Below are 26,959 nucleotides of genomic sequence, written 5' to 3' on the forward strand. Positions count from 1 at the left end.
ATAATTGTCCAATTTATCATAAAATGGTGATCAATTGAGTACCATCTTACGTATTCCTTATAAATGCTCAGCTCTGTCCATCTGAACTCAACCCAGTATGCGTCAGTGACAGCTCAAATATCCAAACCTTTTGCAAAACGATGATAATTGTTAGATCATCTTAATGCTATAGTGTTGATAATAGACTGTTTTTTGTAATACCGTTTCTAAAAACCAAATCTAATATATTATTGCGCATGCCCTTGCATTATTGGTAAGCCATTTGATTGGTTTTACTAAAAAAGATTTTAACAAAGAATTATTTTAACTGATTTTAACTGAGAGTTATTTATGTTTGATACCTTAACAGAACGTTTATCGTCGAGCCTCCGTAATATTGTGGGGACTGGACAACTGACTGAAGACAATATCAAAGACACCTTGCGTGAAGTACGTATGGCATTGTTAGAAGCTGACGTGGCGTTACCTGTCACGCGCGACTTTGTTAAGCGTGTTAAAGAGCAGGCGCTGGGTGCTGAAGTCTTAAAAGAGTTGGCACCAGGACAAGCATTTGTCAAAATCGTCCATGACGAGCTGACCGAAATGATGGGCAGTGCTAACCAACAACTAGAGATGACCGGTAAGCCACCAGTCGTTTATCTACTAGCGGGTTTGCAAGGTGCGGGTAAAACGACGACTGCTGGTAAATTGGCTAAATTTTTACAAGAGCGTCATAAGAAAAAAGTTATGCTGGTTTCAGCTGATGTCTATCGTCCAGCCGCCATCAAACAGCTTGAGCAAGTAGCAGGTCAGGTTGATGCCAAGTTTGTGAACTCAAGCACTGACGAAAATCCGATTGATATCGCACTACGTGCCATTGAAGAAGCCAAAATTCAGTATCAAGATATTCTAATCATTGATACGGCAGGTCGCTTGCACATCGATGACAACATGATGGATGAGATTAAAGCGCTAACGGCGGCGGTCAATCCTTCTGAAACCTTGTTTGTCGTCGATGCCATGACTGGTCAAGATGCGGCCAATACAGCCAAAGCGTTCAATGATGCCTTGCCATTGACTGGTGTTATCTTAACCAAGACTGACGGCGATGCTCGCGGCGGTGCGGCACTTTCTGTACGTGCCATCACAGGTAAACCGATTAAATTCTTGGGGCGCGGCGAAAAGTTGGATGCCTTAGAGCTGTTCCATCCTGAGCGTATTGCCCAGCGTATTCTTGGTATGGGTGACGTACTGAGTTTGGTCGAAGAAGTTGAACAAAAAATTGACCGTGATAAAGCCGAAAAAATGGCGAAAAAGATGCAGAAGGGCGGCGATTTTGACCTTGAAGATCTATTGACCCAGTTCCAGCAAATGAAAAGCATGGGCGGTATGGCAGGCTTTTTAGATAAGATGCCAGGTATGGGTGGTTCTGACATGCAAAAAGCGGTCGAAGATGCCAAACCAGAAGAAAAAGTGCGTGAAATGGAAGCGCTGATTAATTCTATGACCCCATTTGAGCGTAAGAACCCTGATAAGATCAATCCAAGCCGTAAGCGCCGTATTGCTGCGGGTTCTGGTCGTGAGATTCAAGACGTCAATCGTTTGCTCAAACAGCACAAGCAAATGGCCAAAATGATGAAGATGATCTCAAAACCTGAAGGCATCAGTAAAATGATGAAGTCCATGCAAGGACTAATGGGCGGCGGCGGCAGTGCTGGCGGTGGCGGCGGTCCTCTATTTGGTGGCGGTCAGCAAGGCGGCGCTAAAGACGTCAATCCAGAGCAAATGGCAAAACAAATGGGGCTTGATCCTAACAATATGCCAAGCACTGAAGAGATGCAAAAGCAAATACAGGACATGCAAAATCAAGCGCCTAAGAAGTTTAAAACCCGTTTTTAATACTTCCATAAGTAATATCTACATTTAAGTCTTTTGATCCTTGTTTCTAATAAAAACCTCAAAGCGGAGATTGTTTTGAGGTTTTTTTTACGTTTGTCTGATTTGGAGAGATTCTTATGGATAAAGTATGAAAAAAGCAGAAAGTGATAAAAATAGCCTGCCCTAAATGCTATGATAGGAGCTGATTTATTTATGAAGCCAGTGCTTTTTTTATAATGCCGTGCTTTTTTTAATACCGATAGTATAGGCCGAGAGTATGAAGTTTTTAGCCATGGATACCGTGTTCGATCAGTGCTCGGTCGCAGTTTTAGATTCGAATGGTCACGTACTAGCGAGTCATACCGAAACAGGCAAACGCCAACAAACCCAGCAAATCCTTCCTATGATTGATGCTGCGCTGTCAGAGGCTCAGTTAAAACTTGCCGATATAACTGCCCTTATATTTAACCGAGGGCCTGGTGCCTTTAGTGGTATACGCATCAATACCGCAGTGGTGCAAGCGCTATCTGTGGCGCATGATATTCCTTGCGTGGGTGTCTCAAGCTTACAAGCGATAGCGCAGCGAGCCTATCAGCAATATGGTTTGACGCAGGTATATAGCGCGCTCGACGCTCGTATGCAGCAAGTTTATTTTGGTCAATATGCATTGGCAGATGACAGTCTGACAGACTATCTTGTCATGCAGCCAGTATTGGTTGGTGATGGAGATAGTACGGAGCAGTTGCTAGACTATGACAGTCAGACAGCACTTAATCTGCCTATCGTTGGCAATGGTTCGATACTATTAAACGCTCGCAGTGAACAGATATGTCATGAAGAGGTCTGGCCAGATGCGGTGGTTATAGGACAGCTGGGTATTGCTCAATTTATTACCTCGGGCGGTACGGATGCGGCCAATGCACTACCCAAGTATTTGCGCAATCAAGCATGGAAAACGTTAAAAGAGCAAGGTAAAGCTTAATCATTGTCATCGTCGTTGCCCCTCAAAAATATTAGAACATACTAAAAACTATACTGAACAATCGGTATATCTTTGTCTAGGAAAGCCATCGTGGATATTATTTTATTACTTCAAGCTGTCATCATGGGTATCGTTGAAGGTATCACTGAGTTTTTACCCATCTCAAGTACAGGCTATTTGATTCTATCGGCAGATGTGATGGGCTTTTGGACCAAAGAAAAAGTGGATCTGTTTGTCGTTGTGGTGCAGCTTGGCGCTATATTGGCGGTTATCTATGATTACTGGGGTAGATTGTGGCAGGCGCTCATGGGTTTGTTGACTGGCAAAGCAGAAGGCATGGCCAATCCAAGACAGCTGGGGCTTAGCTTAATTGTAGCGACTATCCCCGTCATGATCGTAGGCTTCACCTTTGCTGATGAGATCAAAACCTATTTATTCAATCCGATTGTGGTCGCCATCATGCTCATTCTTGGGGGACTATTGATATTTTATGTTGAGAAACGCCCTAAAGAAATCATTGCGCAAGAAGCGGAAGATGTCAGTTTAAAAACAGCATTGCTCATCGGTCTTTTTCAATGTATTGCCCTAATACCAGGCACATCGCGTTCAGGCGCCACTATCATTGGTGCACTATGGCTTGGCGTATCGCGCAAGGCATCCGCAGAGTTTTCTTTCTTTCTGGGTATTCCTGTCATTGTCGGTGCCGCACTATTGGACTTACTCAAACACGGTGATGTGCTGAGCAGCAGTGAAGATTGGATAGTGTTAGCGATAGGAACGATAGTGTCTTTTGTGGTGGCACTATTATGTATTCGCTTATTGGTCGCTTGGGTGAGTCGCCGTGATTTTACTATCTTTGCGTGGTTACGTATTATTACGGGTGTTATCGTATTGATCGCAGCATGGGGCTTTGGTTATCAAATGACGGGTTAGATCGTCACTCCCTTTGTCGTCTTATTTTCTATAATCAATGTAGAATAAAGACGATATATTAATCATAGTCATGTAAATAACAACGTGCTACTGGTATACATTTTCTTTGCTCACGGCGTGTTTTGCGCTTCAGAGGCAATGAAGATTAACGCCAGTGGCACTGTTTTTTGAGTGTTTTTATTGTCTGTCGCAAAAGAGGTGGCTATCATGACCCGTGTACAACAAGAATCATGCGCCTTTATGCGCTGCCAACTTATCTACGTCAACGAATCGCAGCAAATACAGATTGAAAGTCTCAAAGCTCTGATAGCAGAGCATAAATTGCCCATTGTTTTGGAAACTGAGCAGTCCATAGAGAAACTGACTCAAAAGCGCCGTCAACAATTGAGTCAGACGTCAACTCAGCCCATACTATTACTAGATGATAAAAACGCGTTGTCGTGGCTTAGTAACGGATTAAGCGTGGCGCCTGAATGGGATAAACTACAAAGGCGTATAGTAAGCGCTGGTCGCAAATCAGAGTTATTATTGCAAGCCGCCAAAATCACTTCGGATAGCAAAGTCATTGATGCCACTGCTGGTTTTGGACACGACAGTTTGATATTGGCCAGTACGGGTGCGCAAGTGGTGATGCTTGAACAGCAACCCTTGATGGCTATGCTACTGCTAGTAGAACAGCAACGCATGAGTACAGTAGCAAATTGGCAAAAACTTATGTCACGTTTGCAGATTATATATACTGATGCCCTCAGTTATTTTGCAAGTGTGAACAGCGCGCCTATATCTGAAAGTAATCGGGCAGTCGATGTGGTATATTTAGATCCTATGTTTCCAGAAGACAGCTACCAAGATAGCAAGACAGGAAAGGGTGCTAAAGTTGGCAAACACATGCAAGCCTTGCATCAACTGGCTCATCCACCCACCTTAGATGAGGAGAAGCAGTTGCTACAAAGCGCGCTCGCTGTGGTCGGTTATAATGAGCAGACATCAGGTCGAGTGGTTGTCAAACGTCCCCAGTTTGCGCCGCAACTTGCTCACCAATCACCAAATGAGTGCTGGCACAACGAAGCGGTGCGTTTTGATGGTTATTTTGTCTCATAGCCATTTTGTATGATGGCGGTTCCGCTTTAAAACAATAAATGGATGTATTGAACAAGACTACGTTAATTTAGGAGCAAGACATGTCAGCGCTGATTATTTGGGTGATGGGTGCCGTTTTATTAGTCATCAATATTATGCTGCGTACTCAAATTCTTCGGCTAGAAGCGCGTCTAAAAGCGCTGAGTAACCCGCAAGAGCAACTGGCATTTTTGCGTCAACAAGCCGCCAAAAAAGAAAAAATTGCCGCCATCAAATCATTGCGCAAACAATATCCTGAAATATCACTGATAGAAGCAAATCGCTTATGGCAGAAAATATAGGGACCAGCACACAATGATACAAGACCCTTCATCTATGACGCTTACCGATAAGCTCTACGCTTATATGCAACTGACACGTTTTGACAAACCTGTCGGTATTGAGCTATTGCTGTGGCCAACGCTATGGGGAGTGATGCTAGCGGCAATGGGTAAAGCGCAGCAGCAAGCGATGCCAGCAGGTTTGCCCACGCTTAAAATATTTGTACTATTTGCGCTAGGTGCAGTATTTATGCGAGCAGCAGGCTGCGCCATTAATGATTTTGCTGATCGTAAAGTCGATGGTTATGTGACGCGTACAAAAAATCGACCACTGGCCGATGGTCGTTTGTCCGCAAAAGAAGCCATTGCTGCCTTCTTTGTGTTGGTTATCTTAAGCGTCAGTTTGTTGTTGTTTTTGCCTATTGAAGTGTTCTATTGGTCATTCGGTGCCATCATACTGGCATTTATTTACCCCTTTATGAAACGCTATACCCAGTTGCCACAAGTATTTTTGGCAGCTGCGTTTGGGTGGGCAATACCGATGGCCTATGTGGCGGTGCAAGGTACGCCAGATATTTGGTGCTGGTTATTATTCTTTGCTTATATGTGCTGGACAGTGGCGTATGACACTCAGTATGCAATGGCTGACCGCGATGATGATTTAAAAATTGGTATCAAATCGACGGCGATATTATTTGGTCGTTATGATGTAATTATCATCTCTATCTTACAGATGTTGTTTTTGCTCATCATGGGCGCAGTATTGTGGCATTACTTTGAGCCAACCAGCTTGAGTATGATTCCAATATTTGGCTTGGGATTGATAGCGATGATGTTTGCTAAGCAAAATAGTGCTTGTGCCAGTCGCCAAGCGATCCCATGCTTCAAGGCATTTTTGGCCAATATTTGGGTAGGGCGTTATGCCTTTGCAATCATAGCCATTGCCTGCATGTGGACCACTTTTAATGGATAGGTTCTCAAAGCTAAAGAGGACAAGAGTGCCGAGCGCAGGCATGTCTACTGTTGATTATGAGGCAAAATTGGCGGCGCAAGGATTGACACGTCAACAAGTCATCGCAACTGAACGTAAACTGGCAAAGTTCGCCAATATCATGGATTCGCTGATACGTGTCCCTTTTACCAAACAAGGAATTGGGGCTGATTCTGCGCTTTCTACTATTCCATTGGCAGGAGACTTGGCAGGATTAGCATTGACCAGTTATGCATTTATATTGGGTCGGCAGTTGGGTGTGCCTGCACACAAAATGACCCCCGCTGTTAGGTTAGCACTTATTGATATGGTCGTTGGCATTGTGCCTGGTATTGGCACATTATTAGACATCTTCATTCGCCCTAGTCGTAAGACACTCGACATCGTCCATCAACATTTACAAGATGAGTATGGCATTACAGATGTGATGCATATGGATCGACCATTCTTACATCAATCGTTAGAAGACAAACAGCAGCAAGCTGGCTTTTGGCGCAATCCATTCGTTGCTTGGCTGTACTTGCACATCCCCGATATTCTTGGACTCATGTTTATTGTGACGATTGGCTGGGGTCTGTGGGCAGGTATCAGCTGGCTTGTTGGTTTATTTGGAACCACCACTGGGTTTGGTTGATCATAATTGAAGTATGGTTGGTTCATTCTATCCAAGACTATAGCAAAGGCAGCCACGTTATCGACGTGTGCTGCCTTTTTGCATAACAATTGGACTGGATAAGCGTTGGTACCAATTTGCTTTATTGATATTATTCCGCAACAACTTCAGCATCAGCGCTGACAGCCTCAAAACTTGTGATTTTATTGTTTTGAATGAGATCAATCGTGCCACCACCTGCGTGACTGACCAGCTGAGTATTGCCATCGCTTGAGCGATAGGTAGGATTATTGCCTTGACCCTCAGGTGCTGTAAGTGTCATTTTTGGTTTGTTGGGTAGTGTCACGATAGCATTGAGCAAGCCTGCTGCTGACGTCTCAAATACGACAGATAATGACTCTCCTGCAGCACTTTTATAACGCACATCAGTAATCTGTGCGCCTTTGATCGCTTGTTCAGGACTCGGTGCGGCACTTGCATTCGTTGAGGAAGTATCCGTAGCCTCAAGATTGTCTTCTAATTGGGTTAGGCTGACATCGCGCTCTGTATCTGCTGACGAAGCAGTATCCTCATTTGCATTATTATCTTTAGGATCAGCGACATTGATATTGGTCGTCACGGGTGTTGTCTGCTCTTTTGTTTCTACTGGCGTCTCTTCAGCTACTTCAGGCTCTGGTGTTTTTTGGCAGGCTGTGAGGATTAGCGCACTTAAAAAAACCGCAGGCACTATCTGATAGTAACGTTTGAGTTTTGAGGTATTGGAAGCATGAATATTCATGATTATTTTTTTCCATTGAGTGCTTTATGAGAATAATGAGATAAATTGGGTTTAGCTATCTGTTGAATTTGGATATGTCTTATTAGGTATTGACGGTAATGATGAGTCTGCGCTGGCCGCCATCATTTCTATGCTCGCATAAATAAACACCTTGCCACATTCCTAGACCCAACCTGCCATTGATAAGCGGTACTGTTAAACTGACTCCAAGCATCATGCTTTTAAAATGGGCGGGTAAGTCGTCTGAGCCTTCTAATGTGTGACGATACTCTGTCTGATCGGCTGGCGCGATTTTATGTAGCCAGTCTTCGGTATCTAGTCTAACATCAGGATCCGCATTTTCATTGATAGCAAGGCTGGCTGAGGTGTGCTGTAAAAACAGATGCACCAAACCAGCACAAAAAGCATCAGGTATTATGCTGTCAATCGCTTGTTCAAGCATTGGCGTAATGATATGAATACCACGTGCATGGGCAGGCAAAGTAAGGGTGGTTTGATGGTAGGGCATGTAGCATTTCTCATTATTATCATCAGCTTTATAATGAATACTACAAGATAGTCACCGTGGTTGAAAGCGATGACTCAAATCAATCTAAACAAGCGGCGTCTGCAAACGGACACGATTTGGCGCAAGCCGCGCAAGCATGGCTTCTGATAAAGGGGCAAACGTCCCTGTCATCATATCTACCAATGCATCGGCACATATGGGTGCTAGAGCATAGCCTTTCGCACCCATTGCACTCATGACCCACATTCGATCGCTATCGCTCAATCGTCCGACAATCGGATGATAATCAGGCGTTTGCGTACGAACGCCCGCGCGCCCTTGCCATAAACTGGTATCTGTCGGAATGATAGCGCTCATCTCAGGTATAGCGGTAACGAGCTTGTCGCGGCTAATCTGGTGCTCTTCATGACGAATATGAGTATCAATATTATTGCGTATAAAGCTGGCACCCAATAAAAAATGAGGCTGGTGAGCTGCCCTATTATCGAATGAGTCGTCGTTCGTTTGCGCGGTAAATAACGTACAGTAACCGCTATATTTGAGCGGTATTTTTGGTAAGTGAGAGAGCTGTTCTCTCGTAGGCGTAAACCAAGAAAGTTGACCACGAATCTTGCGGCAATCAAAAATACGCTTGTCGATGTCATGACTCTCAAAAGCGGCGCAAATCACGACGTTATCAGCGTCGATTGTAAGGGCAGCGTTGTCTTTATTGTGTCCTTGAATCGAGATCTGAGTTTCTGTTTCATTAACACTATCGACAGTCAGCTGCTGAAAGCGGATGAGCGGATGCAACAATATAATCTGCTTTAAGGTTTGTGGATTGACCAAACCTGCGTGTGGTAAATACAAGTTTGTCGCCAAATCTTGCTCTTTTAACCCACTGAAATTTCGCGCTGCCTCAGGTGATAACGTCGTTGCCATATCGTCAGGATAATCTGCGATTTGCTCTGTGCCGATATTGGCTTTCATAAGCAAATCAAGAGCGCCCGTCGATTCAATTACGGACGATATGCTTTCTGATTGGGCCATGTCATTAAACTGTCGGTATACTCTACTGCTGTAGAGATAACCAATAGTGTGCAGATGCTCATCGACATGATGAATGGGTGTCATTTTGGGCGCAAGTAAGGCACGAGGGTTGCCTGATGCGCCTGCTAAAGGTGCAGACTTATCTACTAGCGTGACTTGAATGGCGCGATTGGCCAGCGACCAAGCGACGAATAATCCTGAGACACCAGCCCCAATGACAATGCTATGAGATTCAGATAGAACGCTGTGAGACTCAGATAGAATGACGTTATCACTAATATCAACTTCTATGGCATCACACGCTATATCTGATTTGATGGCATTACTCTCTGAACATGCAGCGTTCGTCATGATTGCTGTGAGCATTTCACGCTTTCGACCAAACCCTTTTACCTTGCTAATTTCAAAACCAGACGCACGTAGGGCACGCTTGACCACGCCTGCGCAGCTATAAGTTGCAGCAGTTGTACTTGGACGCGATAAACGTTGTACTTGCGCAAAGATGTTCTCAGCCCATAGCGTGCTGTTACAAGAAGGGGCAAACCCATCCAAAAACCAAGCATCCACAAAGGGCGTAGGCTCAATTGATTTATCAGAATATAGCTTAGTTAAGCTGGTAGCTGCATCACCAAACCACATATCGACAGTCAGATTATCAGTAAAAAAATTCAAACGATGACAGCCTGCAACAAGGGGCGGATAAGCGTCTAGAAATGGCGTAATCAGTTCTGTTAGCTCGGGCGCGCGCTGTCCCCATAAAGCGAGTATTTTTGTCAGGTCTGTAATGGGTATGGGGTGTTTTTCAGTGGTGATAAAGTGCAGGCGAGCAGTGGCTAAGTGTGGGTGTGTATCGCGTAGATGACGCCAAAGCAGCCACGTTGCCAACAGATTTAGCCCTGTCCCAAAACCCAGTTCGGCTATCGTAAAACTTTGCTGCGGCGCAAGTTTTGATAATCGTTCTGGTAATTGGTTGTGCGCCAAAAATACGTGACGCGTTTCTGCTAGACCATCTGCATGTGAGAAGTACACATCCCCAAACTCACCTGATACAGGCACCTTATTGCCCGTATCATCCGTTTGCCAGTCGATGTTGGCTGGCGTAATGACGCTCAATGTTTCATCAGTTTGGGTAGTAGACATGGCAAGTTTCTTAGCAGCATGAGGCGTTTAAAAAAGAAGAGTACGTTTTATAAAGTGGCAGGTTGTCGTGTGTCGGTTGTTCGATTAAAAGCGATCTATATCACAAGCAATCAGGACTACCAACGGTCACGACGTACAAATACAAGCCAAGAGATAAAAATACCAACCAATAAGCTGATCAAAACGGTAAAGGCACCATATAAAAACAGTTGTCCTTTGCTCTCATAAACCAAAACATTGGCTTGCGTCTGCAAGTCATTCACTTCGCGTTGAAGCTGAGCATTACGGCTTAAAAGCTCTTGATTGGCATCAGAAAGCGCTTGGGTGGACGGCTGTAGCTGCGTCGCTAACAACGTATTATTGGTGCTGGCGGGTGTACTGGCAGTTGTTGCTTGTTGTCCTGCTGGCACTGGCGTCGTTGATGCTGAAACGGCCGCAGAATCATCAATAGCGTTCGTCGTCGGAGCAGCATTTACTGATACGGCCATGAATAGCATGACGCTTGTCACACCAGTTTTATAAACAGTAAGATAAGTGCGAGGGTTTAGTAGCCATTGACTCACGATGCCGCTACCTTTACTGATGATGTACTGTCAGTCGTATCATGGGGTGCTGGCAGGGTTTGAACAAACGGTTTGACATCGACATGACTGTAGACACCATCACGCAAGTAAGGCTCAGCGCCTGCCCATTTTTTTGCTGCATCAAGCGATTCAAAGTCAGCAATAATTAGGCTGCCTGACATCTCGCTTTTACCATGTTCAATGGGTGTTGGGCCAGCAAGAATAAGGCGCTGTTCGCGACCCAGTGCCTGCAAACGCTCAACGTGTTCGGCGCGTGTTATTTGACGCTGCGCACTACTGTCTGCAACGTCATGACCAATAATGGCAAATAAGGACATAGTACTTCCTCAGTAGGTAATAAAAATAAAGCGCCATTTCTTTTAGTAATATTTGCAATCAATATTCGTGATTAATCATTGTCACTATTAGAATTTAGAAATGGCGTATTATTATAAGATAATAATTACTTGACGGTCTTGTCAGTCAATGCTGGGTTGAGATGTTTTTTCAATACCAAAAACTGGACAACGACAAACACTAGCATAATCGGAATCCAGCCATAGGTTTTGAAGTTAATCCACGCCTCATCTGACATCATAAATGCTGTGATATAATGTAATACGCCCATAAAGGCGAAAAATACAGCCCAAGCAATGGTCAGCTTTTTCCAGCCACTCAATGTGAGTGTAAACATTTCTTTCATTGCAAGCTGCATCAAAGGTTTGTTGATAGCGGCACTGACGAAGAGAGTAAAAGCGAAAATACCGTTAATGATGGGTGATTTCCAGCGCAGATAGATATCGTCGCGCAAGAGCAACGTACCACCACAGAATAAAATGGTGAGTAGCAAGACAACCCATTGCTGCTTGTCGAATTTGCCTTTTTGGCGCACAAAATGGATAGCATAGATGACAATAGTGGCAATGAGTAATGCGCCAGCTGCCGCTAAAATACCGCTATGGCGAGCGGCAATGAAAAAAGCAATTAAAGGAATGAAGTCTAGTAAGGCTTTCATAACAGATAGGATGTCCAACAAAAACGTATGGGGTAGTTTACACGTCTACTGCGCCAAAAAAAAGCAATCAACACTATAATCATCTTATATGCTGTGCCTTAACCGCCTATCATGTACTTTAATGATAATATATTCATTATTAACATCTACTTAGATTGACACTATCTTCAAAATTTTAAGGTCAGCTTTATGAAAATCGATTTACATTGTCACAGTACTTGCTCTGATGGTACCTATGCACCAGCAGAAGTGGTACAGCGTGCCCGCGCGGCTGGCGTCAATGTATTGGCATTGACTGACCATGATACGCTGGCAGGTATTGATGAGGCGAGCGAGACGGCGAAAGCCTGCAACATCCAACTCATCAATGGCGTTGAAATAAGCTGTGAGCATACACTGACTGGTGGTTATGGTAAAAATAAATCCACCAATAAAATCATACATGTGCTTGGGCTTGATTTTGCCGATCGTGAAAAAATGCATAAAACTTTGCAGCAGCTGCAAGACAGCCGAGCATCGCGTGGACAGCAGATGACAGAAAAGCTCAGTGCGTTATTAGAGGTCAGTTATGATGAGCTATGGCAAGCCATACTTGATAAAGCCGGTGGTAACCCACAAGCAGTAGGGCGCGCTCACATTGGTCAAGTACTCTTTGAACACGGTCATGTCAAAACGGTACAAAAAGCCTTTGATAAATATTTGGCTGATAATAAGCCTGCCTATGTCGCTATCGAAGCGCTAACCATGGAGCATGGTATTGAATTGATACATGCTTGTGGTGGAAAAGCTGTGTTGGCGCATCCAACGCGTTATCAACTTTCAGCGACAAGAGTGCGTAAGCTTATTGAAGAGTTCGCACAGCTTGGCGGTGATGGTTGTGAGTTACCTGCCAGTAGTGAACCTGTTAGTACCCGTAAAATGGTTGACCGTAGTATCGCTGAACACAATCTGGTTGCCTCTATAGGTAGTGACTTTCATGGAAGTAACATGCCATGGCGACGGTTGGGTGATGTGCCAAAACTCAACCCAGAGCAGCAGGGTATCTGGCAGTCGTTTGCCGCTTTGTCTTAGGCAAGTCTATAGCGCGACAGGCATACTGCTACTTGCATGACAAGCCGCTTTCAATCCCAAACGCCGCACCCTTTAACGTAGGCTGTCATGCATTGGCGCACCCATCAATCAAATGAAGAGTTGGCTTAGATTTTTATAAGCCTTATTCTTAATCTACTACATTAATCGTAGGTTGTTTCTCACGGTCCGCGGTATCCTTTATGGCTATATCAATATCTCATCTAGGCTACAAAAAACTCTCGCGAGTAATTTTTGAGTGGCAAGCTGCTGATAGGGCGTCGCTATTGGCATTGTTTGTCTTAATGGAAGTCTTTTCACATTGGCTTTGGTGTTTGTTTGTTTGGTGGCAGCGCGATGTTTATGTGTCTTCTGTCGACATGGATCTGCTTTATCCTTCATGGATCGGGGTGACCCTGACAGGAATCTTCTTTTTTTGGATGGCAAGCCGCTTGTCGCCCTTGAGAAAAGACGGTCATTCGCTACATAAATGGCAAGCTGTTTTGGTAGCGGTCTACAGTATTTATATTGCTGTGGTTATTTTAGTCATGGGTCATAGTAGCTTGGTGTCAGGTGTGTCGTTGGTTGGTGGAGCGATGCTCGCGATGATGCTCATACGCCGGCGCTATGTATGGAAAGCGTTTTTGGGTCATATCGTCTTGATTGTGGTATTTACTGTTTTTCCTTATTTTGGATTTGTATTGCCCACTTTGCGTCAGACGGCCGCCACTAACGCTAATGCGTTTCCTGTCGTGACCTATACTTATATGGGCTATAGCGCAGTCACGTCAGTTGAAAGTAGTATCTATAATTCTATTTTGCAAAACAGTAAGTTAAGCTGGGAGACGTTGAGTCAATTGCGTTTTTCTTCTGCATTTTTTTGGCGTGCCACTCACCTTTATATGGCATTGCCCAAAGCTATTTTTATTGTTTATACCTTTCGTACCTTACTGCTTATATTGGATGCCAGTAAAAAAGAGATACTGCAGCATGCCAATCAAGATGAGCTGACACAGCTCCAAAGTCGCCGCTATGGTTTGATGCAAATGAAAGAAGCCTTAATCGCCATAAAAGATCAGCAAGATTTCAGCGTCATTTTATTGGATTTGGATTGGTTTAAAGAGATCAATGATAAGTATGGCCACGAAGTTGGTGATCGTGTTTTAGCGGAGGTGGCACAGACACTATTGCAGTCATTAGCTGAGGAAACGATTATTAGCCGTTATGGCGGTGAAGAGTTTTTGATTGTGTTGCCCGATACAAAACATGATAGCGCGATGCTCATTGCTGAACAAATACGTCTCAGCATCGCCAATCAGATCATTACTGTTGAGGATGATATCACTTTCAATGTCACCACCAGTTTGGGGCTGTATACGCTGACGCACGAGGAGCGTAACTGCATCAAGCAAACGCAGGAAATATTGGCTCAACAAGAAGCGCCCCACACTGCTATAGAGACGAAGAAAGCTAAACCACGTGCGATCAAGTTCACACGCGATCAAGTCAATCACCCAGCCTCTATCGATCAGCCTCCTCATGACATTTGCCAGCGTCTCATTCGTGCAGCAGACAAAGCGCTGTATGAAGCCAAAGGCCGTGGTCGCAATCAAGTGGTCAGTGCCAATGAGATGTGTGACTCAGAAGAAGGAGTGGCAACTTCTCTTTATGGTACGTAATCTAAATCCGCTATGATGAGTTTTAGGTAGTTAATTGCTGTACCACGCTTGCTAAGACGCTGGTCGCAAAGCTACCCGTTGTCAACGTAAAGCTCAGTACCAATGTCTCCTCATCATCCCAATGCCAAGATAGTGCCTCGATAGGCAGACGTAGCGCGCGTCGTTGCGCTTTTATATCGCGTTTCTCTAAGCCTGTTGCCAGTTGTGATAGTAGCGGATTGTTTTGGACAGTGCTGTTTTCGATGGTGGCTGCTGTAGCGCTGACCTTGTCATTAGCCGTACCCCATAAGACGCCCGTTGGATGGATATCACCGCTGTTAAGACGCGCGCGTAACGTGTCATCTATCTCTTCGCTAGTAAATATCGATCCCGACCCATCTAAGTTAAATACTTCACCTGCTAGACCTTGGTTCCAACTGCCATCACGGACTCGCGCTGCCAATATCTCATTAAATATCAAGCTACGGGCTGCGGACAGCTCCATGGTGTTCTGCTCACGTGGTGCACGCTTGCGTTTGCTCTTCTTGGGTTGTGGTCTTGCCTCGCGCGGTGGACGCGCAAACAGTGCCAATGCTTCTCTCACATTATTGCCTTCACGACCAAAACGCTGTGGCCCAAAGTAGTTGGGAACGCCAGTTGCACTGATGGTTTTTAAATGTTGTTCGAGGTGCTGCTTGGCAAGGCGTGTTTGCTCTGGCGTTTTAGTTGCTAATTCTTCACATTGAACATTACGCAAAGTAATAATAAATTCATTGGCTCTATGCGTGCCGCGGTTCAGTTTTTTATTGTGCCAATGCTGGGCAAGAATGATAACCGACTCATTGTCGCCGATATCCTCTGGAGCAAATTCAGTCGTGGGCAATTGCTTTTTTGGTATTCGTAGGCTAAACCACTGCGTTGTCACTGCATGACGGTCTTTGAGTCCTGAATAACCCACATCACGTAATGGAATGTCAGCCCACTCTGACAATAATTTGGCAAGGTAAGCGGTATTCACGCCTGACTTTTGAATATGTAGCCATAAATGCTCACCATCATTAGTAAATTCCAACGGCAGTATTTCATTGACGATAAAGTCTGTGGCGTGGGTTTTATAACTCGCTTGTGCTAACGGTGGTTTGACTGGCTGCGGCAATTGCGAGGTATCTGTAGCAGTTGTGATATCTATACTTGAGATATCGTATTCCGCCTCTGTGAAAGCGGAGGGAGAGTTGGTCGTCATTTTTATATTTTCGTCTCGAAAAGTCATAACTAAGTCTTTTATTTTAAGAAGATGTTTTAAAGGGGCGCGATAAAGGCATGAGAAAACAGTAAAGAATTACGTTTTGCAACGTAGGGAACATACAAAAAAACAGGCTGCGCTAATGGATATTGATATCATCAATGACAATGCTGTTATAGATGTAGCCTTACTTCATTTTAGACGACTGTCTTTAATATGCACTTATCAAACAATAATTATAACCGTTAGGGAAAACTTATGAGCAATGCAATGATTCAAACCATCACTATCAGTAAATCGGACATCCCAGTTGGGGGTATGAAATCTTACAAACAAGATGATGATAGTATCATCTTAATCACGCGTAATGAGGACAAGTTTAGCGCATTTGACGGTAAATGTCCGCATGCAGGTGCAGACTTAGGCGAAGGGCTGCGCTGTGGTAACCGCGTAGTCTGTCCATGGCATCATGGTACTTTTGACAGTCGAGATGGCACGCTACTAGAGCCAGTGGCGATGGAAGGCCTGACTCAGTATAAGCTGACAGAGAATGGTGATAGCCTAGTAGTGGACACCTCTTCAAAAATAAACAAGCAAATTAATAATGACCAATTGACCGACACCCAGACTATTATTGTGGGCGGTGGCGGCGCTGGATTTATGACAGCGGATCAACTGCGTAAAATGGGCTATGGCGGTAAAATCACACTTATCAGTGCTGATAACACTGCACCTTACAATCGCCCGTTATTATCCAAAGCTTTTTTGGCAGGCAAGATGGGTGAAGACAAGCTCCTGTTGGGCGGTGCGGATTGGGCTAGCAAAAATAATATTGAACTGCGTTTAAATCAAGTCGTCAGTGAGGTGTTGCCAAATGAGTGCAGCATTGTGATGACAGACAGTGATGGCAATAGCGAGCAACAGACGGCTGACTTTCTAATAGTAGCGACAGGCGCAGAACCCAAAAAACCTGCCTTTAAAGGGGCGGATCTTGACGGCGTATATACCCTGCGCAGTATGGATGACGCAAAGACCATCCAAGCTGATAGTGATGGTAAGCATGTGGTGATCGTTGGGACAGGATTTATCGGTATGGAGACGGCTTCGGCATTGATACAAGCAGGTAGTGCCGCTTCTGTCACCATCGTGGGTCGCAGTCGCCGCGTTATGGGTAACATCGTCTCTGAAGCGGTCAGTAATGCCTTGATCAATCTGCACGAAGAAAAAGGCGTTAAATTCGCATTTGGCGCTGGAGTTGAGACGATTGAGGATAAGGGTGGTTCAGTCAGTGGTGTCACGTTATCAGATGGTAGTACGCTTGCAGCCGATATCGTTATTTTAGGTACTGGGGTAGCGCCACGTACTGATCTATTAAACGCGGTCAATGATCCCGATGGCGTACAAGTCGATGGTCATTTGCAGTTGCGTGATGGTGTCTATGCGTTAGGGGATATTGCTAAAGCACCGACTCAAATGGGACGTATGCGTATTGAGCATTGGCGAGTGGCATTGCAGCATGGATTGGTGACGGCAGCTGCGATATTGAATGATGAGACTGTCGATTCACTCGAAGATCGCATTCCTTTCTTTTGGACGGCACAATATGGCAAAAGCCTACGCTATAGCGGTCATGCGGCAACGCCAGACAAGGGTATCTTATTCGGTGCACCTAATGATCTTGATTACATCGAATACTATTTCGATGATGAAGGCGCGGACACGCGCGCTAGTGCAGCAAGCTCACTTGGGCGTGATAAAGAACTGATTGCATTCTCTGAACTGCTCCGCCGTGGTCATGCGCCAACGCGAGCACAAATCAATGCTGGGTTCGATATTATTGAGCAAGCGAATGCCTTGTTGTCCTAGTATTTGGCAGACAATACGTATTACTATTAAGGCTGGCCTGATAACTTAGGTCAGCTTTTTTAATAAGTAAAAAACAAAAGGATAAAAAATGAATCAAGCATCTGTATTTTTACGGCAGGCCAGTGCTGATGACATTGAGGCATTAGAGCAGCTACTTAACCGCTGTTACCGTCAGACAGAAGGCTGGACCAATGAAGCTGACTTAATCGGTGGCATTCGAATTACCCCCAAGGAGCTGGCAAACACCATTGCCAATCCCAAACATTATCTTTTTGTGTATCCAAAGACGACGACAGGCGAGCGGGATGCAGAGGAAACAGGGGAGTTGTTTGGCTGCATTGCGGTCGATATGAAAGTTGATGCTGACGCGAACAAAAGTGCCTATATTGGTATGTTTGCCGTCCATCCTGAGCTGCAAGGACAGGGCGTTGGTCATCAAATATTGCAAGCCGCAGAGACATTTGCAGAGCGCCATTTGCAGTCAGACATACAAGTGACGCATAAAAATCCTGCGCGTCTTACCATGTCTATATTAAGTCATCGGCCTGAGCTGTTGGCTTATTATCAGCGCCGTGGCTACAAGCTTAATGGTCGTAAGATGCCGTTTCCAAATGATGGTAATAACGGTGAGCCCAAACGTCAAGATTTGGAATTATTAGAATTAGAAAAAATCGTTAGCGAGTAGCGCCTATCGTTGATGTTCTATAAAAGACACATATTGCTGGGGTATATTTTACGCAGTCTCTGTCACCGAAGGCACAGCAAGCAAGAAAAATGTATACCAGTAGCACATTGTCATGTGTGTTTTTATATAAAACGGGTTATATCTTTATCGACCCCAAAAATGACCAAAAGTCATGAATAGCCCGATGTTTAGTAATATAAATGCCACGATGATTAAGCGCTTAAACCAGTTAAACGCTGGTAGGCGTGTGGCATTATCATCAGACATGAGGTAAGCAAAAAAGAACAATAAGCTTGCCGCCAGCGTCATGATGCCAAGGCCAATCGGCAATATAAAAAGGTAGACCTGCCACACAATTATCTCTCAACAGTCATTGTTAGTCGTATCATAGCAGTAACAGGATTGCGCTGTCAGTATAGTCACTCCACTATAAAATGTTATGGCATTAACCTTGTTTGAAGTATGACGTATATCTCTGCACTCGGTCGCCTCATAACACTTTCAAATTGAATCGACGATACGAGTAGTTTTTAAACCTGTCCTCAAATTAAAAAATGGGCAAGGCTGCAATCCAAAGAAATAGCATGAAATTAGATTGGGTTTTGAACGTTAATTATATATAGTTCAGGTAACTTTATAACCATAGTGAAAGTGACGTGAAGCAGGTAAAAAAACTGACCGTGATAGCGTTATTGATTCCACTATCTACGGCATGTTCGAGTCCGCCTTCCGAAAGCATCGTTGAGGGACTCATCATCGCTCAATATAAGCAAGGCGATCAGATAGTGAGTGAGGCTGTGGCAAATGCAGGCAATGATAAAACAGCAATAGCCATGAGCAATATGATGGAGCGCATGATGCCAAAGCTTGAACGTATCGAAAATATCAATTGTGATACGACAGAAGGCTGGAATACTTATATGTGTACAGCGGATATCACACAGACGATTGCTGGTACTAGCCGAATCGATAAGACGCGCTTTAAATTGTCTAAAGTAAATGGTGAGTGGGCTTTGGACGATTAAAAATATACTCGTGTGATCTGTCGCTTTTTAATTTTCTTATGTCGTTAAGGATATCTATGACTCTCTCTTTTATCCCTAAAAAATTATTTAAGACATCCGCTTTACCAGCTTCATTTCTTTTTTTGCCTTGTCTAATCTATCCTGCCGTGGCGCAAACGTATCAAATCCAAGGTTTTTCGGATGATTATGATGCCGTTATTAAACCTATAAACGATGAAGACAGCGAAGCAAATAGTGTCATCAATATTATCGATACCAAGACCGAAAAAATCTTGATTAGCCAACCTGCTGACATCGACATAGATTATGAGCTAGATAACGGCCAAGAGCGTCAGCTGGGTAAAAAAATCAGCGCCAATATTGTCAGTATCCCGTACGGGGAACACAGCGTATTGATCTATGAGGATTTTAACTTTGATGGGCAAAGAGACTTGGCACTGAAAGATGGACGCAATGGCTGCTACGGTGGGCCTTCTTATCAAGTGTATTTAAAGAAAGGCGCTACATTCGCTCATAGCGAAGCTTTTACCGAATTGGCACAAGGGTATTGCGGGTTTTTTGACGTTGATGAAGACAGCCAAACCTTGAGTACCATGACCAAAAGTGGGGCGGCGTGGCATCAATATTCAAAGTATAAAGTGATCGATAATCAACCCGTAGCTGTCCATATCATCGAGGAAAAGTATAACGATAGAGGATTGGTTTCTATCACTGAAAAAACAGAAGTCAATGGCAAAATGCTGGTAGAGAACTATGAAATGCTACCACCGACTGACCACTCAGAAGAAAGTGAGATATCTTCTTTTGTTTACAGGTTTGATTTGGAAAACGGTAAAAAAATGGTGTTAGATAGCAATTATAGTGATGACACTGACGGCGAGCAGCTGTTTTATGTGTTTGCAGACAAACGCGGTAGAGTTGAGCTGTTTTATGATGGTCGGTTCGACTATGATGCATCAACGCAAACGCTTAGTTTTATCAATAAGCCTGTGCGTTATCAAATCAACCAAAAAGGCATCACAGTAAAACAGTCTAATAAAACCACTTTGTTAAAATCGCAGCCTAGAAGTCAACATGGCAGCTTGGACAATCTTGCTCAGTTTAAGAATGTCAGAGTTAGATAAGTGTAATCGAATAAATGATAGCCATTCTGCCACCTAAACAATCGCACGGCGTCTATAAAATAACAAGCCAGGAATAGACAAGCCAAGCACCAAACCAGACGTCACAAACAATGCCTCAAACAAATACACCATCATTTGACTAAACAACTCGTCCGAAAAACCAAAATAGCCAATCTGCACCATACTGACCATCGCTTTATAAGCAGCAATACCGGGCATCATACAGATGACACTGGGCGAGATAAGTGCTTTGGGCGGTAAGGTATACTTCTTAGAAAAATACACGCCCAAGAAGCTGGCAAGCATCGCCCCAAAAAAGCTGGCGATCACAAGATGGACATACTGATGCACAAGTGCCGTCTTGAGTCCAAATCCAAAAGCCGTCATGAGCAGGCACGGCAAAATATAGCGTTTGGGTACGCTAAACATCAGCGTCCAACCAAGTGTAATGATGCAGGCAAGCACAACCGTTTCAATGAACCACATCTCAAAACCCCCAGTGCTGTATTCTGAGTAAAACCAGTGCCATCACGATACCAACGCACGCTGATAAGGTCAGCATATAGGTAAACACCGCACGACCAATGCCAATATTGACATAGCCCTTTAAAATATCTGAGAAAGAGTTGATCAAAGGAAAGCTCGGTATCAGTAGCAATACGCTAGAGGCCACGGCAATGTCAGCATTATTACCAATATCAAAATAATAGGTCGTCGCGCCAATGAGCGAGGCAATAAAAGCGGTCACAATGACGGTGATAAAAGGGTTAAAGTGATGCTTGGACAGATAGATACGGGTGAACATCGCCACCATACCTGCGATAAAGGTCACCGCCGTAATCGACCAACTACCGCCATTTAAATAAGCGAACGCGGCACAAGATGAGCCCACGAATATGCCGACTAACCACGTCGGATACACGGTTTTATCCAGCTCATCAAATGCAAGCGTGGTGCGGTCAATCAAATTATCATTATCAACAGTGGCTTCTGTCTTATTGATGATTTGCTGAATTTGTACCAATAAATTGACATTGATGCTTTGGTTGATCGTGTCTCTGGTGGTGGTGATACAGCGCTCATCACAGATGGTCGTCAGGGTAATGGCGTTGAAGTTCAGCGAGCATTCGACGCTGTTCATACCTAAAGCAAGTCCCAAGCGTTTGGATAAGTCCACCACCACGGCAGACTCAGCGCCATACTGCATAAGGAGTAAGCCGCAGCGCACGCAGAGTCGAGTGATACGCTGCTGCTTGACGTAGCTGATAGAAGTCATTGGTGAGATACGCAGATTGGTTGACGATTGATACGCTATTATAAAGGGTCTGGGCGATGATAGGGGACGGTTTGAATAAGGTAATCGCATAACTTGAGATATTTATTTAGGTAAGGCGGGTATATTATGTTTCTTAGATTTTAATTTATTCAGGTCTTCAATGTTGATTAAAAAACTAAGCAAGTTGATTGCTATGATGATGACTTTTACGCTCATCACATCTTGTAGCGACTTATTTTCTGCAAATTATATTGGTGATTTGGGTGGTGTTCCCGTTGATCTACCTAAAAACTTCGTACATTTGGTTGAGTATGACGGCGACCCTGCATGGGGCAAAAAACGGGAAGGTCCAAAACCTACACGCAGCTATGACTCAAAGATCAATAGCTTTGGCTTTGATGTGCGTTATACCGATAACACCATACTCGATAAAAGCAATAAGAGCCTTAAGCGCGCTTATGATGAAGAAAAAAACTTACCGAATGATCCTTGGGTATCGGTCAATGTCTCCTCTGGAGACAGGTATTATGGGTCAGGCGGTATCCACCGTATGGGCCACGGAACGATTAGTGCAAGTGAAGTAAAACCAGTTTATAGGTATGCAAAGCTTGATAACGATCAATACGGATTGGAAGTTTACGCCCAGCCAGGTATCGATCCAAAGACTAACACACCATGGCGCGAAGACAGAGATGCAGAGGATGTGTTTATTCAGCGAGATAAGACGGGGCAGATTATAACTTACATAAAGTGCAGTAATAGAGATGTGCCAAGGCCGCCTTGTGGTCACAAATTTGATTTAGAGTCACAGATGGCATTGGATCTTAATGTACAGTATTCTCGACACAATATTGCTGATTGGCAACACATTGAGCAGGTAGTCAGACAACAGGTTTTAAACTTTCGTAAGACGTCGTAATTTTTGCTATCAAACTTAACCTAGGAGTATGGAGAATAGGATGCATATTGTTATCTTAACACTCACTTTTACTTTACCCGGATGTGGCTCGTTGAAAGAAAAGCGTCAACGTATGGGCGGCTTGCATGAGCGTTTCGGTCGTAGTCCAAGTGTGGCAGTATGTGAAAGCGGTGAGCGTGATCGGCATGACGCGAGCGAATGGACGTTTGTGATCGTTGGACTGTCCAAACGCGAGATCGAGTCGCAGTGTCGTGAGATTGAAGAGAAGATAGAGCGTATTGTGGATGCGCGGGTGATGAATGTTGAGAGGGAGTTTATTTAGGTTAGTATTGGGTAAGGTTCGTTTAACGCTCTCCACATTCTCTAAGAGAGACCTTCTTTCAAGTCATTAGTGCTATTCAGCCACATTTTAATAGGGATTTCACTTCCTGAGTTTTCTTCGATTTTTTCATTTAAAAGCTCTACTATCCATTTTCTTATTTCTTCTCTTTTTCCTTCAATCTCATTGATTACAGGGTGTATTAAAATAGAGTGAACGAATTGTCTACGATATCTCTCATCTTCGATTTTTGTCCATATTACTTCTCTTAAAATAATTTTGTCGACTAATATAAGAATGTCTTTATCGTTACTATTTGAAATTTTATGCTCAAAATATCGTAAGAAAATAGAAGAAACATCATCCGAATTTATATCAACGTGCTTATAATTTTCTATGCTTTCAATAACGAATTCATAAAATCTTTCATAAGGCTCTGTCCCGAATCGATACCAGCTATCAATAGATGGTCTGCGTTTTGAAGTGTTTATTTCTCGTCTAATAAATTGCTTGACGTGGTTTTGTAGCTGTTGGGCTAAGTCTTCTCTATTACTGTTTTCAAAGATGTTGCAGTAAAAACTAATATTATTTAACTCGGATTTTTGGATTTTAGTACATGCTAAATAATATAGACGCTCACAGAAATTCTGTTGCAGTTCTAGGCTATGAAACTCATTCATAACTTGCTCGTAAGCTAATTCATCTTGGAGCTTAGTCTCTGATAAGACGTCTCTCTTCAGTAGATCTTGTATAGACTCTTTTGAGATATCATGATTGGGCTAAGCATACTTATAATATGCTTAGCCCAATCATCAAACAAAAATAAAGGGTAAAACGCATCTAGACAATGCCTAAAAGACTTGAGCTCATCACTTTGCTTTAAAAAATCATCATCCGACATTATGAAGTTGTTATTCTCATCATAAAATAAGTCTAAGGTAACTTTAAAAGAACGCTCACTATCATCTAGCGGTATTTCCGGTTGAAACTCATCTATCCATCGAATAACTAAAAGGTTTCTTAGTACATGCTCTTTACTGGTTTTGCTAAGGGAATCTATGTTCTCGATGATTTGTTGATAATTATTGAATACCTTATTATAAAACCTTAAGTTTTTGACCTTTATTGTACGATAGAATAGTTGCATGACATCTAACGTAAGCTCATCTGTAATAAAAGTTTCTAGTATGTCTAGGTTATCATCAAGAATAAGAACTTCATCAAGTACTTTTTCCTTATATTCTTGAAATTGCTCACTCGCTTTAGCGTCATGTAGAATTATAATAACTTGGCAGTTTTTCTCTAGCTTTAGATCGTTGACTAAACCCATAACATCTTTAAGTGATAGACTATCTGAAATTCTTTCAACATCATCAATGCAGATAACAGTATTAGATACTAAGCTAGAAAGAGCACTAGTTATGAGGCTCTTACCTATATTTAGACTTAGTCCTTTTCCTTGGATGCTAGACAGATCAACAGTATCTAGGGCTTTATTAAATAGTGATTTAGCTCCTTGCATTCTGTCTTCTGACTGATCAACTTTATGAGTTTTAACTGCTATTTCATACTTTAAAGACTCTAAAGAGTCAATGCCGAATAGAGATACATAAGCATATTTTCTTAGTTTAAATTGATCATAATGTTTTGTCTTAAAATTATTCCAAAATTGTGTTTTACCAATACCCCATTCGCCAGTCAGTGCAATAGCAAATGAGCTTTTTTTATCAATTAAATCTAAAAGTCGTTTCTCAAGATTTGCTACATTTGCCATTGCTTATTACCTTACATATGTTCTTGTAATATCAGTTATATTAACACCAAACCCTAAATTCTGTCCGCTAAAAAAGACCCTCATGACAGAATAGCTTTTTATCACTCATTCAATAATTTCTATTATCTTACGTCTTTGAGCCTATAAATATTCTAAAACAATAATACCGAACTAGAAATATGTTTATTCAATCAATTATACTTGAGGATTAATATACTTATAAAGGACCGTCATGACCATCACCACTATCCAGCTATTTACTTTTATCATTGCTGTATTCATATTTATCATGACGCCGGGTCCTGGTGTGTTTGCCACGATTGCCAAAGCCATGACACAAGGGTCTTGGGCGGCGCTGCCTTTAATCATTGGCCTTGCCGCAGGGGATACTATTTACATGGTATTCTCAGCTTATGGACTGAGCGCATTGGCAAGCAATTTCAATACACTGTTTACTATCGTTAAGTTTGTAGGTGCAGGTTATTTGTTTTACTTGGCATACAAGATGTGGACGACGGTGCCAAGTGAAATTATCACTGGAGATATAGCATCAAAAAGTAAAAATGAGGGATTAAAAAGTGTGATGTCAGGGTTTTTGGTTTCCATTAGCAATCCAAAAGTTATTTTATTCTATATCAGCTTGTTGCCTAGCTTTTTTCCAGTAACCAGTCTTACAGGAGTAGATATTACAATTCTATGTCTGGTTATTTTTAGCTGTGCCATTATTGCGATGATGATGTATGCCTTTATGGCGAGTTACGCGCAAAAACGTCTAAAAAGCCCTAAAGCCCGTCAGAAATTTAACCGAGTAGGATCTTCATTTATGGGTTTGGCTGGCACATGGTTGATAGCGAAGGGTTAGGTTTATAATTAAAATAATTCGAGTAATCCTAAAATGACACCTAATAGCAAACATATTCCAAAGAATAAAAATTTATACTTGGAAATTTTAAAACGACTTGAATCATGGTGTTTTTCATCATGGCTCTCAAATGTTTCAGTATTGTCTAATTCTTTTGTAGTAAATAATGCAACTGCTATTGGGGTTTCGTTATAAAGTTTATAGTACGCGACTTGAGTACCTATCAATAAGATATACTTACCTTTATAACTACATAATTCATAGTGGAACATGGTATCTTCGTATGCATCTTGAATATAGGCGATACCTAATGTTCTATCTATGTTAGTAATGATACCGTAACTTGGATCAGGACCCATTTTAACCTCTTTAGTCTGTATGTTGAGGGAATTATGTGTTACCTAACAATATGTTTTTACTTAATATTGAATTTTTGGGTTTCTTACTTGAAGCTAACCTATTGGTTCTTTTTAAGCCATTGTTCATGTAGCTCCATGAACAGTGAAACTCTATTTTCCAAATCTTCAATTTTTGTAAATATTTCTTTAGGAATATCATCAAAAAAACTTTCAAGATATTCTATGAGTAATGTTGGCACTAGGAATGCTATTGCAGTCAAAGGTTGAGGCCTTGGAGTATCCCAATCAAAATTAGGTATGAATTTCCCGTCGCTATTAGTATCTAAATGATGGAACATTAAGTCGCTCCAACTCCCATGAATTTCGTTCGAAGTCATAGAAAAATGAGACAAATATAATTTATCTAAACCTAGTGCTTTAGTTTTCTCAAAAAAGTTTTTATTCCCCCAGTTCCTTTCAGTTTTATGATCCATATCAAGCTCAATATTTGACTTTGCGAACAAGTTTTCAATCGAAGATATCATTCTGTCCTCAATTGGTAGTACCATATTATTCCTTTGAGCAATAAGTGACTTAATTTCAGTGTAGAGCCTTTTATCAGTTTTAAGTGAGTTAAGCTTATAAGATATTATTGTCTTTTCGTCATGGTTTTTGATTAAATACCTAGTATTTACAATACACTCAAAAGCCAGTCTTGTGAAAATCTGAACAAACTCTCCCTTTTGTTCACAAACATTGTCTAATACACCACAAATTAATTTATATAGTCTTACAAGGTTTCCTCCAATAACGGCTTGATCGTCATTCCATGTAAATTCATTATTATCATATAAGCTAACTAATAAAGTAATATAACTTCCGACCTCAATGAGTAGATCAATAGAGACTTCAACGAAATGCCCTTCATGCTTATATAATTCAAGATTAAAATTAATCTCTGTTCTTTTAATATCCATATTAAAACCTCGAAAA

30 protein-coding genes are annotated in these 26,959 nt (G+C 42.6%); 16 read left to right on the forward strand and 14 right to left on the reverse strand.

The features are described 5' to 3' along the window. The first annotated feature begins 330 nt into the window (after nucleotides 1-330). The 7 genes from ffh to CIK80_RS10210 all read left to right on the forward strand — a co-directional run bounded on the left by ffh (nucleotide 331) and on the right by CIK80_RS10210 (nucleotide 6,797). Entirely contained in the window at nucleotides 331-1,878 is a 1,548-nt protein-coding gene (ffh, locus tag CIK80_RS10180) for a signal recognition particle protein (RefSeq protein WP_095569893.1), read from the forward strand. Nucleotides 1,879-2,134: 256 nt separating this feature from the next. After that, a complete protein-coding gene (tsaB, locus tag CIK80_RS10185; protein WP_095569894.1) occupies nucleotides 2,135-2,839 on the forward strand; it encodes a tRNA (adenosine(37)-N6)-threonylcarbamoyltransferase complex dimerization subunit type 1 TsaB in 705 nt (234 codons plus the stop codon). Nucleotides 2,840-2,929: 90 nt separating this feature from the next. Then, nucleotides 2,930-3,772, forward strand: coding sequence for an undecaprenyl-diphosphate phosphatase (locus CIK80_RS10190; protein WP_095569895.1), 843 nt, complete (start codon nucleotides 2,930-2,932; stop codon nucleotides 3,770-3,772). A gap of 207 nt (nucleotides 3,773-3,979) precedes the next feature. Next, a complete protein-coding gene (locus CIK80_RS10195) occupies nucleotides 3,980-4,873 on the forward strand; it encodes a class I SAM-dependent methyltransferase (protein WP_095569896.1) in 894 nt (297 codons plus the stop codon). 80 nt (nucleotides 4,874-4,953) lie between these two features. Next, a complete protein-coding gene (locus tag CIK80_RS10200) occupies nucleotides 4,954-5,193 on the forward strand; it encodes a hypothetical protein (protein ID WP_095569897.1) in 240 nt (79 codons plus the stop codon). 34 nt (nucleotides 5,194-5,227) lie between these two features. Continuing rightward, nucleotides 5,228-6,145: a 4-hydroxybenzoate octaprenyltransferase gene (gene ubiA / locus CIK80_RS10205; RefSeq protein WP_095570379.1), complete on the forward strand. Its 918-nt coding sequence runs from the start codon at nucleotides 5,228-5,230 to the stop codon at nucleotides 6,143-6,145. A gap of 40 nt (nucleotides 6,146-6,185) precedes the next feature. Then, entirely contained in the window at nucleotides 6,186-6,797 is a 612-nt protein-coding gene (locus CIK80_RS10210; RefSeq protein WP_257011738.1) for a DUF4112 domain-containing protein, read from the forward strand. Between the two features lie 130 nt (nucleotides 6,798-6,927). Here the strand turns inward: CIK80_RS10210 and CIK80_RS10215 are convergent, their stop codons facing one another. The 6 genes from CIK80_RS10215 to ispZ all read right to left on the reverse strand — a co-directional run bounded on the left by CIK80_RS10215 (nucleotide 6,928) and on the right by ispZ (nucleotide 11,809). Next, nucleotides 6,928-7,554 carry a hypothetical protein gene (locus CIK80_RS10215; RefSeq protein ID WP_095569899.1) on the reverse strand — a complete coding sequence of 209 codons (627 nt, stop codon included), beginning with the start codon at nucleotides 7,552-7,554 and terminating at the stop codon, nucleotides 6,928-6,930. Nucleotides 7,555-7,636: 82 nt separating this feature from the next. Next, nucleotides 7,637-8,062, reverse strand: coding sequence for a secondary thiamine-phosphate synthase enzyme YjbQ (locus CIK80_RS10220; protein ID WP_095569900.1), 426 nt, complete (start codon nucleotides 8,060-8,062; stop codon nucleotides 7,637-7,639). 84 nt (nucleotides 8,063-8,146) lie between these two features. Then, nucleotides 8,147-10,231: a tRNA (5-methylaminomethyl-2-thiouridine)(34)-methyltransferase MnmD gene (mnmD, locus tag CIK80_RS10225; protein WP_095569901.1), complete on the reverse strand. Its 2,085-nt coding sequence runs from the start codon at nucleotides 10,229-10,231 to the stop codon at nucleotides 8,147-8,149. 116 nt (nucleotides 10,232-10,347) lie between these two features. After that, nucleotides 10,348-10,794 (reverse strand): hypothetical protein, encoded by a 447-nt coding sequence (locus CIK80_RS10230; protein ID WP_257011739.1) that lies wholly within the window; start codon nucleotides 10,792-10,794, stop codon nucleotides 10,348-10,350. After that, nucleotides 10,791-11,132 (reverse strand): YciI family protein, encoded by a 342-nt coding sequence (locus CIK80_RS10235; protein ID WP_095569902.1) that lies wholly within the window; start codon nucleotides 11,130-11,132, stop codon nucleotides 10,791-10,793. Before CIK80_RS10235 ends, CIK80_RS10230 begins: the two co-directional genes overlap by 4 nt. A gap of 125 nt (nucleotides 11,133-11,257) precedes the next feature. After that, on the reverse strand, nucleotides 11,258-11,809 hold the full coding sequence (gene ispZ / locus CIK80_RS10240; RefSeq protein ID WP_095569903.1) for a septation protein IspZ: 552 nt from the start codon (nucleotides 11,807-11,809) through the stop codon (nucleotides 11,258-11,260). Nucleotides 11,810-11,998: 189 nt separating this feature from the next. On the opposite strand from ispZ, the gene CIK80_RS10245 reads away from it, so the two are divergent. After that, nucleotides 11,999-12,880, forward strand: a complete 882-nt coding sequence (locus tag CIK80_RS10245; RefSeq protein WP_095569904.1) for a PHP domain-containing protein — start codon at nucleotides 11,999-12,001, stop codon at nucleotides 12,878-12,880. Nucleotides 12,881-13,080: 200 nt separating this feature from the next. Next, entirely contained in the window at nucleotides 13,081-14,556 is a 1,476-nt protein-coding gene (locus CIK80_RS10250; RefSeq protein WP_095569905.1) for a diguanylate cyclase, read from the forward strand. Between the two features lie 22 nt (nucleotides 14,557-14,578). Here the strand turns inward: CIK80_RS10250 and CIK80_RS10255 are convergent, their stop codons facing one another. Beyond that, entirely contained in the window at nucleotides 14,579-15,805 is a 1,227-nt protein-coding gene (locus CIK80_RS10255) for a tRNA pseudouridine(13) synthase TruD (protein WP_257011740.1), read from the reverse strand. Between the two features lie 231 nt (nucleotides 15,806-16,036). Here CIK80_RS10255 and CIK80_RS10260 point away from each other — a divergent pair, with 231 nt between their 5' ends. After that, entirely contained in the window at nucleotides 16,037-17,644 is a 1,608-nt protein-coding gene (locus CIK80_RS10260; RefSeq protein ID WP_095569906.1) for an FAD-dependent oxidoreductase, read from the forward strand. A gap of 88 nt (nucleotides 17,645-17,732) precedes the next feature. After that, on the forward strand, nucleotides 17,733-18,329 hold the full coding sequence (locus CIK80_RS10265; RefSeq protein ID WP_095569907.1) for a GNAT family N-acetyltransferase: 597 nt from the start codon (nucleotides 17,733-17,735) through the stop codon (nucleotides 18,327-18,329). A 144-nt stretch (nucleotides 18,330-18,473) separates the two neighbouring features. On the opposite strand, the gene CIK80_RS10270 is transcribed toward CIK80_RS10265, so the two are convergent. Beyond that, the gene (locus CIK80_RS10270; protein WP_257011741.1) at nucleotides 18,474-18,683 is read right to left on the reverse strand and encodes a hypothetical protein; all 210 of its coding nucleotides are present in this window, start codon (nucleotides 18,681-18,683) and stop codon (nucleotides 18,474-18,476) included. A 302-nt stretch (nucleotides 18,684-18,985) separates the two neighbouring features. Here CIK80_RS10270 and CIK80_RS10275 point away from each other — a divergent pair, with 302 nt between their 5' ends. Both CIK80_RS10275 and CIK80_RS10280 read left to right on the forward strand, forming a co-directional pair. After that, nucleotides 18,986-19,354, forward strand: a complete 369-nt coding sequence (locus CIK80_RS10275; RefSeq protein ID WP_257011742.1) for a hypothetical protein — start codon at nucleotides 18,986-18,988, stop codon at nucleotides 19,352-19,354. 56 nt (nucleotides 19,355-19,410) lie between these two features. After that, on the forward strand, nucleotides 19,411-20,478 hold the full coding sequence (locus CIK80_RS10280) for a hypothetical protein (protein WP_095569909.1): 1,068 nt from the start codon (nucleotides 19,411-19,413) through the stop codon (nucleotides 20,476-20,478). Nucleotides 20,479-20,511: 33 nt separating this feature from the next. On the opposite strand, the gene CIK80_RS10285 is transcribed toward CIK80_RS10280, so the two are convergent. Together CIK80_RS10285 and CIK80_RS10290 are read right to left on the reverse strand one after the other, a co-directional pair. Continuing rightward, nucleotides 20,512-20,964 (reverse strand): threonine/serine exporter family protein, encoded by a 453-nt coding sequence (locus tag CIK80_RS10285; protein ID WP_062845298.1) that lies wholly within the window; start codon nucleotides 20,962-20,964, stop codon nucleotides 20,512-20,514. 1 nt (nucleotide 20,965) lies between these two features. Beyond that, nucleotides 20,966-21,754: a threonine/serine exporter family protein gene (locus CIK80_RS10290; RefSeq protein WP_095569910.1), complete on the reverse strand. Its 789-nt coding sequence runs from the start codon at nucleotides 21,752-21,754 to the stop codon at nucleotides 20,966-20,968. 193 nt (nucleotides 21,755-21,947) lie between these two features. Between CIK80_RS10290 and CIK80_RS10295 the strand changes: the two genes are divergently transcribed. Next, entirely contained in the window at nucleotides 21,948-22,673 is a 726-nt protein-coding gene (locus CIK80_RS10295; protein ID WP_095570383.1) for a hypothetical protein, read from the forward strand. A 40-nt stretch (nucleotides 22,674-22,713) separates the two neighbouring features. Beyond that, nucleotides 22,714-22,995, forward strand: coding sequence for a DUF503 domain-containing protein (locus CIK80_RS10300; protein WP_095569911.1), 282 nt, complete (start codon nucleotides 22,714-22,716; stop codon nucleotides 22,993-22,995). A gap of 41 nt (nucleotides 22,996-23,036) precedes the next feature. Here the strand turns inward: CIK80_RS10300 and CIK80_RS10305 are convergent, their stop codons facing one another. Both CIK80_RS10305 and CIK80_RS10310 read right to left on the reverse strand, forming a co-directional pair. After that, a complete protein-coding gene (locus CIK80_RS10305; RefSeq protein ID WP_095569912.1) occupies nucleotides 23,037-23,672 on the reverse strand; it encodes a hypothetical protein in 636 nt (211 codons plus the stop codon). Nucleotides 23,673-23,728: 56 nt separating this feature from the next. Continuing rightward, nucleotides 23,729-24,766, reverse strand: a complete 1,038-nt coding sequence (locus CIK80_RS10310; RefSeq protein ID WP_095569913.1) for an NTPase — start codon at nucleotides 24,764-24,766, stop codon at nucleotides 23,729-23,731. Nucleotides 24,767-24,998: 232 nt separating this feature from the next. Here CIK80_RS10310 and CIK80_RS10315 point away from each other — a divergent pair, with 232 nt between their 5' ends. Beyond that, a complete protein-coding gene (locus tag CIK80_RS10315; protein WP_095569914.1) occupies nucleotides 24,999-25,628 on the forward strand; it encodes a LysE family translocator in 630 nt (209 codons plus the stop codon). Between the two features lie 8 nt (nucleotides 25,629-25,636). Here the strand turns inward: CIK80_RS10315 and CIK80_RS10320 are convergent, their stop codons facing one another. Together CIK80_RS10320 and CIK80_RS10325 are read right to left on the reverse strand one after the other, a co-directional pair. After that, entirely contained in the window at nucleotides 25,637-25,987 is a 351-nt protein-coding gene (locus CIK80_RS10320) for a hypothetical protein (protein ID WP_095569915.1), read from the reverse strand. 98 nt (nucleotides 25,988-26,085) lie between these two features. Continuing rightward, on the reverse strand, nucleotides 26,086-26,943 hold the full coding sequence (locus CIK80_RS10325) for a DUF5677 domain-containing protein (protein WP_095569916.1): 858 nt from the start codon (nucleotides 26,941-26,943) through the stop codon (nucleotides 26,086-26,088). Between the last annotated feature and the right edge of the window lie 16 nt (nucleotides 26,944-26,959).

It is taken from the genome of Psychrobacter sp. JB193, assembly GCF_002285555.1.
Lineage (GTDB): Bacteria > Pseudomonadota > Gammaproteobacteria > Pseudomonadales > Moraxellaceae > Psychrobacter > Psychrobacter alimentarius.